We start from the raw sequence: 12,953 nt of genomic DNA, 5'->3' as shown, positions 1-12,953 counted from the left end.
CCGGGCCGGAGCGGGATGATTTTGCTTTGTGATAGACGGGACCTCCGCTAGGCTTTGCGCAACCATTTAAGGAGGTATGTCATGTTTCCCGTCGCCCGCCTGACCGACAAGCACGCCTGTCCGATCTGCGGACCGAACATGATCGCCTCCGGCGGGATCAGCACCGCCGACAATCTGCCGATCGCCCGCGTCGGGGATACGACGGCCTGCGGCGCGGTGATCCTGACCGGATCCTCCATGGCGACCGAGGGTGGCATGCCGGTCGCCTACCTGGGATCGACGACCAGCCACGGCGGCGTCATCATCACCGGTTCTCCCTTTCACACCGTCATGCCCTGACGGACCAGCGCCGCGCGACGGGAACAGGACGACCACGCCAGGATGACGAGCATGCCCGAAGACGCCGACAGCGACCTGACCATCCCGCCGATGCAGACGCTGCGCACCGATGGCCCGGCCCAGCTGTACCGCGACATTCCCGAACTCGCCAGCTTCACCAAGCACCGCCCGACGGAGGAGGAGGACCCGCTTGGTTACCTCACCCGCCTGAAATCCTCGACCACGCCCGAGGATGCGGTGACCTACTCCGCCTTCGCGGTCGAACCCCGCGCCGCGATCCACTGGGCCGCGCAGAGCGTCCGGACGATATTGCCCGACCTCTCGCCCGATGACCTTCAGCTGATGAGCTGGGTCATGCAGTGGCTGGAACATCCGACCAAGGAAAACCGCTGGCGCACGCTGCAGGTCGCCCTGTTCGCGCCGCGCAGGTCTCCAGTCGTCTACCTTGGCCTCGCGATCGGCTGGTCGGGCGGACCGCTGGCCCCGAACGACCCCTCCGTTCCGCCCAAGTGGCGGTCCTCCCACGCCATCAATGCCGCGGTGCTCGGCGCGCTGGCGGCGGGCGACCCGGCATACAGATCGGTCAATCTGGCGCGAGTCCTCGATCTGGCGGCAGCGCTGTTCCGCGTCTATTGATCTGACACGGCATTGCCCCCTATGGTCCGACCGGCATGAAAACCCTGACTCTGAGAATTGAGAACTACTCGGCGCTGGAAAACGGTGGTCCGGTAACGCTCAGGCTGACCGGACAGGCGGCGCATATCGGGCGCAAGGCCGGGATGCACTGGGTCCTCCCGGATCCGTCGCGCCACATCTCCGGTCACCATTTCGACGTCACGCCGCAGGGCGACGGTTACGTTCTGGTGGACCTGTCCTCGAACGGGACGTTCCTGCACGGCGAACGCTATCGCCTTGGGGGACCGCACGAAATTCAGGACGGCGACCGCTTTACCGTCGGCCCCTACATCATTCGGGCAGAGATGAGCGATCCCGGCGCCCAGGCGGCCGACCCGGAACCGGCCCCCGCGCCTGCGGCGCCGGAACCGCTGCCCGTGCCCCCGCCCGCGGCGATGCCGGCGCCCGACCTCGCCCCGGCACCGCCACCGCCCGCGCCGCCCCGCGCGCCGCTGATGCCCAATCAGGCGGAGGAGGTGTCGCAGGCCCCGCTGCCCGACGATTTCGCCCCCGCGGCCAGCCCGGCCCCGCCGCCGCCACCCGATCCGGTCCCCGTGCCACCCCCCGCGCCGCCGCAGCCGCCCGCCGCCGCGCCGGATGAAGACTGGGACGACGTCTGGGGCGCGCCTTCGCCCGCCCCCGCACCGTCGCCGCGCCCTTCTGTCAGCGGTCTGTCCCAGCCCCCCTCCGCCTTTGGCGGCGGCGCGCAGACAGGCCTGTCGCGCCCCCCGACCGCGATGCCCGATCCGCATGGCGCGGCGCTTCAGCGCCCGCAGCCCGGCGAATTCGCCGGGGCCGGAACGCAGCGCCCCGATTTCTCCCGTCTCGAGGGCGCACCGGCGCCCCGCGGCCTGACCGCCCCGCCCGGGGCCGCCCCGCCGCCACCGCCGATGCCTCCCGCGCCACAGGCTGCGCCGCAGGCCGCCCCCCCGCCGCCGCCCGAACCGATGCCTGCGTTCCGCCCCCTGCCCGCGGCCCAGCCCGCCGCCCCGACGCGCCAGGCTCCTTCGACCAGCGGCGAGGAGGAATTCGTGCGCGCCTTCCTCGAAGGAGCCGGGATCACCGATCCCTCGGTGCTTGCCATGCCACCGCTGCAACTGGCACGGATGATGGGGGAAATCGCCCGGCTCGGCACGGTCGAAATGATGAGCATGCTGCAGGAACGCGCCGCCGTGAAGCTGTTCATCAGCGGCGAGGACCGCACCATGCGCGTCGCCGCCGGGAACAACCCGATGAAGTTCATCTCGGACCCGGAACAGGCGTTCGAGACGATGTTCCTGAAACCCCGCGACGGCTACATGACCGGCGAAAAGGGCTTCCGGAACGCGCTTGGCGACATTCGCAAGCACCAGAAGGCGGTGATGGCCGCCCTCCAGCCTGCGCTGGCCGAGATGATCGACGGCCTGTCCCCGGACGACATCGAGGACTCCGTCGGCGGCGGGATGCTGGGCGGGGGCAGCCGCAAGGCCTGGGAGGAATATACCAAGAGATGGGAAACCCGTGCCTCACAAGGGGAAAACGGGATGCTCGACGCCTTCATCAAGGCCTTCTCGCGGCATTACTCCGAGGCGATCCGGAAACTGTAGGACCTGACCGATGACGATCGACTGGATCACCACCCCCGTCTCCGAAGACGCCCCCGCCGGGCCCGACCTGATGGAAACCGTGGATCCGGCCTTCGACGATTATTACTTCAACGCCGTTGGCCGCCTGCCCGAGGCGCAGGACTATGTCCGCATCGGCATGAAGCCCGAGGGCGGCCACGCCACCCCCGACCGCATCTTCGACCCGAAGTCGGTCAAGCTGGCGGCGGAACTCAAGACGATTGACGCCCTTCTGCAGCGGTCCCGCGACCTGCGCCTGCTGACCCTGCGCACCCAGTGGGCCGTGCTGGCCGGGGATCTCGAGACCGCCGTCGACAGCGTGACCGCCATGGCCGATCTGCTTGAGGCGATGCCGGAAGAGGCGCACCCGGTCATCGACGGCGACACCCGCGACCGGCTGGAGGCGATCAACGACCTGCAGCAAATGGGCGCGATGATCCTGCCGCTGCGCTATCTCGACCTGCTGGCGACCGGCACCTCCCTGCGCCGCATCATGGTGGTGCGCGGCGAGGCGACGGCCCATGACGGCGAACACGACCTCGATGAGGCCGACATGATGGCCAACCTGCTGGATCAGGGAGAGGAGCTTGAGAGTCTGCGCGATCAGGTGCAGGGCTTCCTCGACGCGCTGACCCGGATCACCGCCGCCTGCGAAGGGCACAGCACCCGCCATTCCCCGCAGCTGTCCGGTGTGGCCAACGAACTCACCCGCATCCTGACCGTCATCGGTGAAGCTGAGCCGAGCCTTTCCGGTGCCCCGGCCCCCGCCGCCGCCCCCTCCGGCGACCGGCCCGAGGGCGACGCCCCGCCCCGCCCCGCCGCCGGCGCAACCGAAACCGTACAGGTCGCCGTCCGCCCCGCGACGGAGGTGACATCCCACGAGGACGCGAAGAACCGGCTGATCGCGGTGGAGACCTATTTCCGCCGCAAGGAACCCTCCTCTGCCACGCTGCTGCTGGTGACCCAGTCCCGGCTGCTGATCGGCAAGTCTCTGATCGACGCCTTCGACACGCTGATGCCCTCGGTCGCCGATCAGGCCAAGGTCCACTTCCGCCCCGAAAGCGGCTTCCAGCTGGCCCACGACAAGCTGCGCGACCTTGCCGATCAGGCCGGATCGGAAAGCCTGCCCGACCCGGAGCCGGAAGAGGACGACGGCAAGGATCCGCCCATTCCCGCCCCGCCCCCGCCGCGCATCACCAATGCCACCGAAGCCGGGAACCAGATCAAGGTCGTGGAGGCCTATTTCCGCGCAGTGGAAAAATCCTCGCCGATTCCGATGCTCCTGGCCCGGGCTCATGCCTACGTAGGTAAGGATTTCGAGACCTTGATGAAGGAGTTCATTCCGAAGCAGGATTGACGTAGGGGGAATCAAGGCGCCCCGGCGACTTTCCACAGGGCCCCGCGCCCTGGAGCGATTTGAATAAGTAGTTGACACAAAGACGTTATGGACGTCACCTAAAACAGTAATAAATAAGGGAGTTGATCAAGTGGCATCAGATACCGGATCAGGTCATATCCGCCGTAACCGACCGCCCCGCGTTCATATCGCCTACCAGGATCCGCACGACTCCCAGAAGGAAGTCGAACTGCCCTTCGTCATGGGTGTGATGAGCGACCTTTCCGGCAACATGCCCGGCGCCGAGAAGAAACCGGTCGAAAAGCGGGAATTCGAGAAGGTCACCAACTCCACCCTCGACAGCTACATGGCCAAGACCGTGAAGCCCGGCCTCGCCGTGATGGTCGAGAACAAGCTGAAGGACGGTGGCGGCGGCAAGCTTGGCATCAACCTGCGCTTCAACTCCATGGACGATTTCGCCCCCGCGCAGATCGCCAAGCAGGTCCCGGCGCTTAACGAACTGCTCGAGGCGCGCCAGCAGCTTGCAGACCTCCTGCTCTACATGACCTCCAAGCCCAAGGCGCAGGAACAGATCCGCGACCTGCTGAACGATCCGGAACGGCTGAAGGTCCTTGCCGCGCAGGCCAAGGCCGAAGCCGACGCCCGCCGCGCCGCCGCGGAAACCGCCGAACCCGAAGAGAGCTGAGACAGCGGCGCCTTTCGCGCGCCGTGCATGTGAAGGAACTGACAATTGGCAGAAGAAGCACAGGTCAAATCGGGAGAGAGCCAGGGCACGCTGAGCGAGCTCGAAGATTTCTCGGCCATCCTGAAGCAGACCATCAACCCGACCACCGAAAACGCCGAAAAGGCGATCGACAACGCGCTCGCCACCGTGGTGCAGGCTGCCGTCGCCGATACCACCGTGATCGACGATGACGTCATCGACACGATCCAGAAGATGATTGCCGGGCTGGACCAGCAGCTGTCCTCGCAGGTGAACGAGATCCTGCACAACGAGGATTTCCAAAAGCTCGAAAGCTCCTGGCGCGGTCTGGCCTACACGCTGAACAACTCTGAAACCGGTGCGTCGCTGCAGGTCGAGGTGATGAACGTCGCCAAGACCGAACTCGCCTCCATGATGAAGCGCTTCCCCGGCTCCAAGTGGGACCGCTCGCCGCTCTATCGTCAAGTCTACGAACGCAAGTTCGGCGTGCTTGGCGGGGCGCCCATGGGCTGCATCGTCGGCGACTACTACTTCGACCACTCCTCCGCGGATGTGGAATTGCTCTCCTCCGTCTCCAAGATCTCAGAAGCCGCGCTTGCGCCTTTCATCTCGGCCGCCGCGCCGCGCCTTCTGGGTCTGGAAAGCTGGAACGACATCGCCGATCCGCCCGATGTGGAGGATCTGTTCACCGCGTCCGACTATGCCGGCTGGAATTCCCTGCGTGACAGCGAAAACGCCCGCTTCCTGGGTCTGACCCTGCCGCGCGTGCTGGCCCGCGAACCCTACGGCCCCGACAGCACCATGACGGTGGAAGAGTTCAACTTCACCGAGGATACGGACGGCCACGGCGGCCAGAAATATTCCTGGATGAACGCCGCGCACGCCATGGCGGTCAACATCAACCGCGCCTTCAAGGAACACGGCTGGACCGTCCGCATCCGCGGCGTGCAGTCGGGCGGCGAGGTGACCAAGCTGCCGACGCACCTGTTCGACACCGGCTCGGGCGAGAAGGACCTCAAGTGTCCGACTGAGGTCAGCATCGACGACCGTCGCGAGGGAGAACTCTCCAAGGTCGGCCTGCTTGGCCTGATCCACCGCCAGAACACCGACAAGGCAGCCTTTCTCGGCGGCCAGTCGCTGTACAGGCCCAAGAAATACGTCGACCCGGCAGCCACGGCTTCGGACAACATGTCCTCCCGCCTGCCCTACATGTTCGCGATCTCGCGGTTCAGCCATTACCTAAAGGCGATGATCCGCGACCAGATCGGCTCCAGCCCCGACAAGGACCAGCTGCGCCGGAACCTGCAGGAATGGATCGACCAGTACGTCACCCTCAATCCCGAGAACGCGGATGAGCGCGAGAAGGCCAGAAAACCTCTCGCCGCGGCTCAGGTGGAGGTTGTCGAGGATGAACTGAACCCCGGCTATTACATGGGCAAGTTCTATCTGAAACCGCACTTCCAGATGGAAGGCATGGATATCGGGATGAGCCTGGTGTCCAAGATACCACCCCCGAAGTAACCGCTATCCAACTGTAGTACCCATCAAGGAGACAGGATATGGCTGTCGATATTTTCCTCATTCTCTCAAAGATTAAGGGCGAGTCTGTCGACGACAAGCACGCCGGTGCAATTGACATTACCCAGTGGTCCTGGGGCATGACCCAGTCCGGCACCACCCACCTCGGGCCGGGCGGCGGTTCGGGCAAGGTCAACGTGAACGACATGGTCGTGACCAAGTACGTCGACATGTCCACCCACGAACTGCTCAAGTTCTGCGCCTCGGGCGAACCGATCGCGGAAGGTGAACTGATCGTGCGCAAGGCCGGCGCAGTGCCGCTGGAATACCTCAAGATCAAGATGAAGGAGATCATCATCTCCTCCTACCAGACCGGTGGTTCGGGCGATGGCCTTGACCGCGTGATGGAAACGGTCGGCATGAACTTCGCCAGCTACGAGGTCAAGTACACCTCGCAGAAGGCAGACGGGTCCAAGGGTCCGGAAGGCGTTGCCGGCTTCGACATCGCGAAGAACAAGAAAATCTGATAAATCAGGCGGATGGCCCCAGGGCCGTCCGCCCTTCCCTGTCCCAGGACCATGGCAGCCCGACCAAAGACCCCGGCAGAAGACAGACGTCGGCGCACCCGGCGCGTCCACGAACGGTCCCGGATTGCCCTGTTCGACGTCTTCCGTCAGTCGTTCGAGGATCACGATGCCCGCAAGGGGTCTTCCGCCATTGCGGAAGCCGACGGGTCTTCTACCGCCGAACTCTCCAGCCGCTCCAACGCCCGCCGCATCGGGGTCGACGAACAGACCCTGCGCATGCACGTGCAGGACCACCTCGCCACGCTGATGAATACCATCCGGCTCGATGCGGCGGTGGACCTTGCGGACGCGCCGAACGTGAAGCAGTCGGTGGTGAACTACGGCTTTCCAGATCTCTCCAGCCTGACGATCAAGGAACTGAACAGCCGCGACATGCTCCAGACCATCCGCTCCGCGCTGGAGGATCACGAACCGCGCCTTGTTCCCGGATCGCTCGCCGTGCGCATGGACACGATCGAAGGCAATGCGCAGGCCCGTGTCGCGGTGCACCTGACCGCCGATCTGATCGCGGACCCGGCCGATGTCGCGGTGGAGTTCTCCGCCGACGTCGACACCGGGTCGGGCAAGGTCATCCTGCACAAGTCCCGGTCCTGATCCATGAAGCAGGCATTCAAAGAAGCATACGAGCGCGAGCTTGCCCTGCTCAAGGAACGCGCGGCGCAGTTCCAGTCCGATTTCCCCGGCGTCGCCAGCCGTCTCGGCGGGCTGCTTGAGGAAAACCTCGACCCCTCCGTCGCCGGGCTGCTCGAAGGTGCGGCCTTCATGGCGGCCCGCGTGCAGCTCAACATCGACCAGCAGTTCCGCACCTTTTCGCGCGAGATGCTGGATCAGGTCTGCCCCGATGCCACCGCCCCGCTGCCCGCAGCGATGCTGGTGCAGGCCGACCCGCCCGGCAAACCCGAGGATCTGGTCGCCGGCCGCCGCCTGAACATCGGCGATTACATCGAGGCGACCTTCCAGCAGGAGGATCAGCGCCGCATCACCTGTCGCTTCCGCCTGGCCGAACCGCTGGATTTCTGGCCGGTGGAGATCCCCGACGCCATCTACCACGACCGCACCACCCCCCTCACCGCCCTCGGGATCGAGGCCGCGCCGGACACCACCGCCGCGCTGGTCTTCACCCTGCGCCGCACCGATGCCAAGGCGCTCTCCGACCTCGCCGCACCGGACCTCACCGTGCATTTCGGCGGGTCCTTGCGGGATGCCTCCGCGCTCTATGAACAGGCCTTCTGCCGCGTCACCCGGATGAGCCTGGTCTGGGAGGACGAACTTGGCGATCCCGTCACCCGCACCGTTCCGCGCGACCGGCTGGCGCAGATCGGCTTCGACCCGGACGCACCCCTGTTCGGACGGGACGAGCGCCTGTTCCCCGGCTTTTCCACGCTGCTGGAATACTTCGCCTTCCCCCGTAAGTTCCTCGGCCTGCGCCTGATGGAGCTGCGAGAGACCCTGCGCGGCATCCCGGCTTCCTCCGTCCGGGTGGTGCTGGAGCTGGACCGCCCCGACCCGCATCTGGTCTCCCACTTCGCACCGGACATGCTGCGGCTGTTCTGCACCCCGGCGGTCAACCTCTTTGCCGACGACGCCAAGCCGATCGCGCTGGACAAGCGCCAGCACCGCCTGCCCGTCCGCCCGAACCGCCCGCCGATCACGCATTACGAGGTGCAGCGCATCACGTCCGTCCGCGCGCAATACGAAGGCGACCGCGACAAGGTAGAAGTACTGCCGCTCTACGCCGTGCCCGCCACCGATCTCACCCCTCGCCAGACGCTCTACTACACTGCGCATACTGAACGGCGGGGACTTTCGGCCCAGGAACTCCGCCAGGGCGGCACGCGCTACCGATACGAGGGCACGGATACCTGGCTGACGCTGTACGAACCGCCCGAGGGCGATCACGCTTCCCATCTCTTCGTCAGCACGCTCTGTTCCAACCGGCACCTGCCGGAGATCCTCCCCATGGGCGATGCGACCTTTCACCTGATGGAAGACCGCACCGTCCGCATGACCTGCATCGCGGGTCCAAGCGAACCGCGCGAGGCCCTGGCAGAGATCGAGAGCGAGGCCCCGCACCGGATGAGCGCGGGCGACAACTACTGGCGGCTGATCTCCGTCCTGTCGATGTCCTACCGCGGTTTCCTTGGCCCCGATGGCAGCGGCAACGTCGACGCCCTGCGCGAGACGCTGCGCCTGTTCTCCGACGTGTCGCACCAGCTGTCGGAGACCCAGATCAACGGCATAACCGCAATGCAGGCCGCTCCCTGCATCCGCACCGTGCGCCGCGCCGAGGGCTACCTGCCGACGCGCGGCACGCGGATCACCCTGACCTTCGACGAGAACGTCTTCGACACCGGCGGGATCGTGACCCTGTCGGCCGTGCTCGACCGGTTCTTTGCCGACAGCGCCGCGGTGAACACCTTCACCGAAACTGTTGCCGTGAACCGCAAGGGGACAGAGATCAAGCGCTGGCCGCCGCGCGGCGGTTCGGGACCGCTGCTATGACCTTCGACAAGGACGCGAGGCGCGAACGCAGGCGCGGTTTCGGCTTCCTCGCCCTGCTGCGCGTGCTGGAGCGTCAGGCGGGCCGCAAACCCCGTATCGGGCAGAGCCGCCGCCTGCACGACGACATCGTGGCCCTTGGTCAGGACCCCTACCTCGGTTTTCCCGACACCGACCTGTCCGACGTCGACCTCAGCGCAAATCCCCCGAAGGTCCGCCCGCGTTTCCTTGGCATGTTCGGCCCCTTCGGCCCCCTGCCCCTGTCGATGACGCGGGAGGCCGATCTCTGGGCCCGCAACGGCGACCCGAGCTTTACCCGCTTCACCGACATCCTCGTCGCCCGTTTCCAGCAGCTGTTCTTTCGATCCTGGTCCGACGCCCGGCCCATCACCCAGTTCGACCACCCCACGGGCGGCAGCTTTCCCGACCACCTGCGCGCCTTCACCGGCGACGCCGGCCCTGCCCATGCCGGGCGCGGCGCGGTCGATGACACCACCCGCCTGCGCTACACCGCGCTGCAACTGGGACGCGTGAAGACCCCGGTGAAACTGCGCCAGCTTCTGCGCGCGCATTTCGGCATCAGGGTCCGGATCGACGAATTCGTCTCAAGCTGGCTGGACTTCGCGCCCGAGGACCTTTCCCGCATGGGACAGTCCGGCATGGGGCTTGGCCGCGACATCAAGCTTGGCAGCCGCACCGCCACAACCGGGGAAAAGATCGTCGTGCATCTGGAATGCGCCGATCTGGACGAATACCGCACCTTCCTGCCTGGCCGTCCGCGTCACGCTGAACTGGCCGACCTGATCCAGGGCTATCTCGGCCATTTCTTTTCGGTCGAGGTCGCGCTCTGGCTGCCCCGTGCCGCCGTTGTCCCAGCCCGCCTTGGCGCGAGCGCCGAACTCGGCTGGATGACTGCCCTGCCCGATACCTCCCCCGCCGATCCGGGGAACCCGCTTGTGAAACTGTGCCGGTACCGCGTGCCCGGACCCTGACATTTGACCCAGAGGATAGATCATGGCCGTAGAAATCGAAGTCGAAACCTATGCCGGAAAGCTCAACCGCACCGGCTATGACGCCTTCATCCAGGCCATGCGCATGGCCAAGGGCGAAGGCCACCGCCATGTCGATATCCTGCACTGGTTCTACCATGTGGTGTCCAACAAGGACTCTGACATCTCCGTCACCCTGCGCGAGATGGGACTGGACCGCGCCCGTGTGCTGACCGACCTGACCACGGCGCTCTCCAAGCTCGACAAGAACGTCACGCAGATGCCGACGATCTCGGAAACCCTGTCCTCGACGCTGAACCACTCCTGGACCTATGCCACGCTGCTGTTCGGAGAGGTCCAGATCCGCACCGGACACGCGCTGGTTTCCATGCTGTCGAAATCCGAACAACGCCGCAACCTGCGGGCCCTGTCCCCGGTCCTGGGGGATCTTTCCGCCGACACCCTCGCCGCCGACTCCGCGACCCTCTGGGCGGGAAGCGAGGAATCGGACATGCGCCCCATGGACGGCTCCGGCCTGTCCTCCCCCTCCGCCACGGCTGAGGACGGCCCCAAGGCCTCCACCGCCCTTGGCCGTTTCGCCAAGGACATGACCGCTGCCGCTGCCACCATGGACCCGATCGCCGGCCGCGATGACGAGATCCGCCAGATCATCGACGTGCTGCTGCGCCGCCGCCAGAACAACCCGATCCTGACGGGCGAGGCCGGGGTCGGCAAGACCGCCGTGGTCGAAGGTTTCGCGCAGCGGCTGGCGAAGAACGACGTGCCGCCGAAACTGCAGGGGACAAAGCTCTTCGAACTCGACATCCAGGCGATGCAGGCCGGCGCGTCCATGAAGGGTGAATTCGAACAGCGCCTGAAATCCGTCATCGACGAGGTGCAGGCCAGCCCCACCCCGATCATCCTTTTCATCGATGAGGCGCACACCCTGATCGGCGCGGGCGGATCGGCGGGCACCGGCGACGCGGCCAACCTGCTGAAACCGGCCCTCGCACGCGGCACCCTGCGCACCATCGGCGCGACGACCTTTGCCGAATACCGCACCTACTTCGAAAAGGACCCGGCCCTCACCCGCCGCTTCCAGCCCGTCAACGTGGACGAACCGGACGTGGAACGCTGCTGCTTCATGCTACGCGGCATCCTCGCCCCGATGGAGAAGCACCACGGCGTGCGTATCTCGGACGAGGCCATCGTCGCCGCCGTCTCCCTCTCGGCCCGCTACATCCCCGCGCGGCAACTGCCCGACAAGGCCGTCTCCCTGCTCGACACCGCCTGTTCCCGCGTCGCCGTCAGCCAGGCCACCACCCCCGCCCGCATCGCCGACCTCCGCGAAGCGATCCGCGCGCTGGACGTTGAAATGGCCTCCAAGACCTCGGAACGCGAACTGGGCCGCACGGACGAGGACCGCCTGACCGCCGCCGCCGAGGACAAGGCGAAGATCGAGGCGGACCTTGCTGAACTCGAAGCGAAATACACTGCCGAGAAGGCGCTGGTCGACGAGATCATCTCGCTCCGCGACGCCGCACGGGCCGAAGACGCGACAGAGGAGACGAAATCCACCCTAGCCGCGAAGATGGCCGAACTGGAAGCCGCCAAGCCCGATGACCGCATGGTCTACGCCCATGTCGACGCGCAGGCCGTGGCGACCGTGATCTCTGACTGGACCGGTATTCCGGCGGGCCGGATGGTGCAGGACGAACTGGCCGCCGTGCTCACCCTCGCCGACCGGCTCAAGGAAAGGGTGATCGGCCAGGATCACGGCCTGACCACCATCGCCAAACGGATCGAAACCTCCCGCGCCGGGCTCGCCAACCCCGACAAGCCGATCGGCGTCTTCATGCTCTGCGGCCCCTCCGGCGTCGGCAAGACCGAAACTGCGCTGGCACTCGCCGAGGCGCTCTATGGCGGCGAACAGAACATCATCACGATCAATATGAGCGAGTTTCAGGAGGCTCATTCCGTCTCCCTCCTCAAAGGCGCCCCTCCGGGTTACGTCGGCTATGGAGAAGGCGGGCGGCTGACCGAGGCGGTGCGGCGCAAACCCTATTCCGTCGTCCTGCTGGACGAGGTCGAAAAGGCCCACCCCGACATCCACGAACTATTCTTCCAGGTCTTCGACAAGGGCATCATGGAGGACGGCAACGGCCGCCCGATCAACTTCAAGAACACGCTGATCCTGCTGACCTCCAACGTCGGCACCGAGGTCATCATGGAGATGGCGGACCAGGGCAACACCACCCCGGATGTTGAGGAACTCTCGGCCGGTCTGAAACCCTTCCAGCTCGACGTCTTCCCCCCCGCGCTTCTGGGCCGGATCGTGTCGATCCCCTACTTCCCCCTCGGGGCGGCGGCGCTCGCCGACATCACCCGGCTGAAACTGCGCTCCGTCGCGAAACGGCTCAAAGCCTCGCACAACGCCGAACTGGTCTGTGGCGACGACGTCCTGACCCACATCACCGACCAGTGCCGCGACCCGGATTCGGGAGGGCGGATGATCGACAACATCATCACCAATTCCATCCTGCCGGAATTGTCGCGCAAGGTTCTGGAGAAGATGGTCGCCGGAGAGGAAATCCGGAAGGTCGAGGTCACGCTGAACGACGGGGCGTTTGCCTACGAGATTGCGTAACGTGCGAACCTGCCGCTGCACTGGCTCGGGTTGAC

11 protein-coding genes are annotated in these 12,953 nt (G+C 65.9%); all 11 read left to right on the top strand.

Features of this window, described 5'->3' with window-relative positions; translation table 11 throughout:
• Positions 1 to 81: 81 nt before the first annotated feature.
• The 11 genes from IEV87_RS04450 (at position 82) to tssH (ending at position 12,918) form a co-directional block, all read left to right on the top strand.
• Positions 82 to 339 (top strand): PAAR domain-containing protein, encoded by a 258-nt coding sequence (locus IEV87_RS04450; protein WP_188476464.1) that lies wholly within the window; start codon positions 82 to 84, stop codon positions 337 to 339.
• A gap of 51 nt (positions 340 to 390) precedes the next feature.
• Complete coding sequence (locus IEV87_RS04445; RefSeq protein ID WP_188476463.1) at positions 391 to 975, top strand: DUF6931 family protein; 585 nt, start codon at positions 391 to 393, stop codon at positions 973 to 975.
• Between the two features lie 35 nt (positions 976 to 1,010).
• The gene (gene tagH / locus IEV87_RS04440; RefSeq protein ID WP_188476462.1) at positions 1,011 to 2,600 is read left to right on the top strand and encodes a type VI secretion system-associated FHA domain protein TagH; all 1,590 of its coding nucleotides are present in this window, start codon (positions 1,011 to 1,013) and stop codon (positions 2,598 to 2,600) included.
• A 10-nt stretch (positions 2,601 to 2,610) separates the two neighbouring features.
• Positions 2,611 to 3,975: a type VI secretion system protein TssA gene (locus IEV87_RS04435; protein ID WP_188476461.1), complete on the top strand. Its 1,365-nt coding sequence runs from the start codon at positions 2,611 to 2,613 to the stop codon at positions 3,973 to 3,975.
• A gap of 130 nt (positions 3,976 to 4,105) precedes the next feature.
• On the top strand, positions 4,106 to 4,660 hold the full coding sequence (gene tssB, locus IEV87_RS04430; RefSeq protein WP_188476460.1) for a type VI secretion system contractile sheath small subunit: 555 nt from the start codon (positions 4,106 to 4,108) through the stop codon (positions 4,658 to 4,660).
• A 45-nt stretch (positions 4,661 to 4,705) separates the two neighbouring features.
• On the top strand, positions 4,706 to 6,199 hold the full coding sequence (tssC, locus tag IEV87_RS04425) for a type VI secretion system contractile sheath large subunit (RefSeq protein ID WP_188476459.1): 1,494 nt from the start codon (positions 4,706 to 4,708) through the stop codon (positions 6,197 to 6,199).
• Positions 6,200 to 6,237: 38 nt separating this feature from the next.
• The gene (locus tag IEV87_RS04420) at positions 6,238 to 6,723 is read left to right on the top strand and encodes an Hcp family type VI secretion system effector (protein ID WP_188476458.1); all 486 of its coding nucleotides are present in this window, start codon (positions 6,238 to 6,240) and stop codon (positions 6,721 to 6,723) included.
• A 51-nt stretch (positions 6,724 to 6,774) separates the two neighbouring features.
• Positions 6,775 to 7,377 carry a type VI secretion system baseplate subunit TssE gene (tssE, locus tag IEV87_RS04415; RefSeq protein WP_188476457.1) on the top strand — a complete coding sequence of 201 codons (603 nt, stop codon included), beginning with the start codon at positions 6,775 to 6,777 and terminating at the stop codon, positions 7,375 to 7,377.
• A gap of 3 nt (positions 7,378 to 7,380) precedes the next feature.
• Complete coding sequence (gene tssF, locus IEV87_RS04410; protein WP_188476456.1) at positions 7,381 to 9,285, top strand: type VI secretion system baseplate subunit TssF; 1,905 nt, start codon at positions 7,381 to 7,383, stop codon at positions 9,283 to 9,285.
• Positions 9,282 to 10,274, top strand: coding sequence for a type VI secretion system baseplate subunit TssG (gene tssG / locus IEV87_RS04405; protein ID WP_188476455.1), 993 nt, complete (start codon positions 9,282 to 9,284; stop codon positions 10,272 to 10,274). The genes tssF and tssG overlap by 4 nt, the downstream gene beginning before the upstream one ends.
• A 22-nt stretch (positions 10,275 to 10,296) precedes the next feature.
• On the top strand, positions 10,297 to 12,918 hold the full coding sequence (gene tssH / locus IEV87_RS04400) for a type VI secretion system ATPase TssH (protein WP_188476454.1): 2,622 nt from the start codon (positions 10,297 to 10,299) through the stop codon (positions 12,916 to 12,918).
• Positions 12,919 to 12,953: the final 35 nt, after the last annotated feature.

Source organism: Primorskyibacter flagellatus (genome assembly GCF_014638275.1).
Classification (GTDB): domain Bacteria; phylum Pseudomonadota; class Alphaproteobacteria; order Rhodobacterales; family Rhodobacteraceae; genus Pseudooceanicola; species Pseudooceanicola flagellatus_A.
Note: the sequence above shows the minus strand (reverse complement) of the source record. Positions and strands in the feature narration are given on the sequence as shown.

Excerpts from the sequence above, each read along its gene's own strand:
- IEV87_RS04435 (WP_188476461.1), top strand. The coding sequence starts at position 2,611 with ATGACGATCGACTGGATCACCACCCCCGTCTCCGAAGACGCCCCCGCC.
- IEV87_RS04445 (WP_188476463.1), top strand. The coding sequence starts at position 391 with ATGCCCGAAGACGCCGACAGCGACCTGACCATCCCGCCGATGCAGACG.
- IEV87_RS04420 (WP_188476458.1), top strand. The coding sequence starts at position 6,238 with ATGGCTGTCGATATTTTCCTCATTCTCTCAAAGATTAAGGGCGAGTCT.
- tssF (WP_188476456.1), top strand. The coding sequence starts at position 7,381 with ATGAAGCAGGCATTCAAAGAAGCATACGAGCGCGAGCTTGCCCTGCTC.
- tagH (WP_188476462.1), top strand. The coding sequence starts at position 1,011 with ATGAAAACCCTGACTCTGAGAATTGAGAACTACTCGGCGCTGGAAAAC.
- tssE (WP_188476457.1), top strand. The coding sequence starts at position 6,775 with ATGGCAGCCCGACCAAAGACCCCGGCAGAAGACAGACGTCGGCGCACC.
- tssH (WP_188476454.1), top strand. The coding sequence starts at position 10,297 with ATGGCCGTAGAAATCGAAGTCGAAACCTATGCCGGAAAGCTCAACCGC.
- tssG (WP_188476455.1), top strand. The coding sequence starts at position 9,282 with ATGACCTTCGACAAGGACGCGAGGCGCGAACGCAGGCGCGGTTTCGGC.
- IEV87_RS04450 (WP_188476464.1), top strand. The coding sequence starts at position 82 with ATGTTTCCCGTCGCCCGCCTGACCGACAAGCACGCCTGTCCGATCTGC.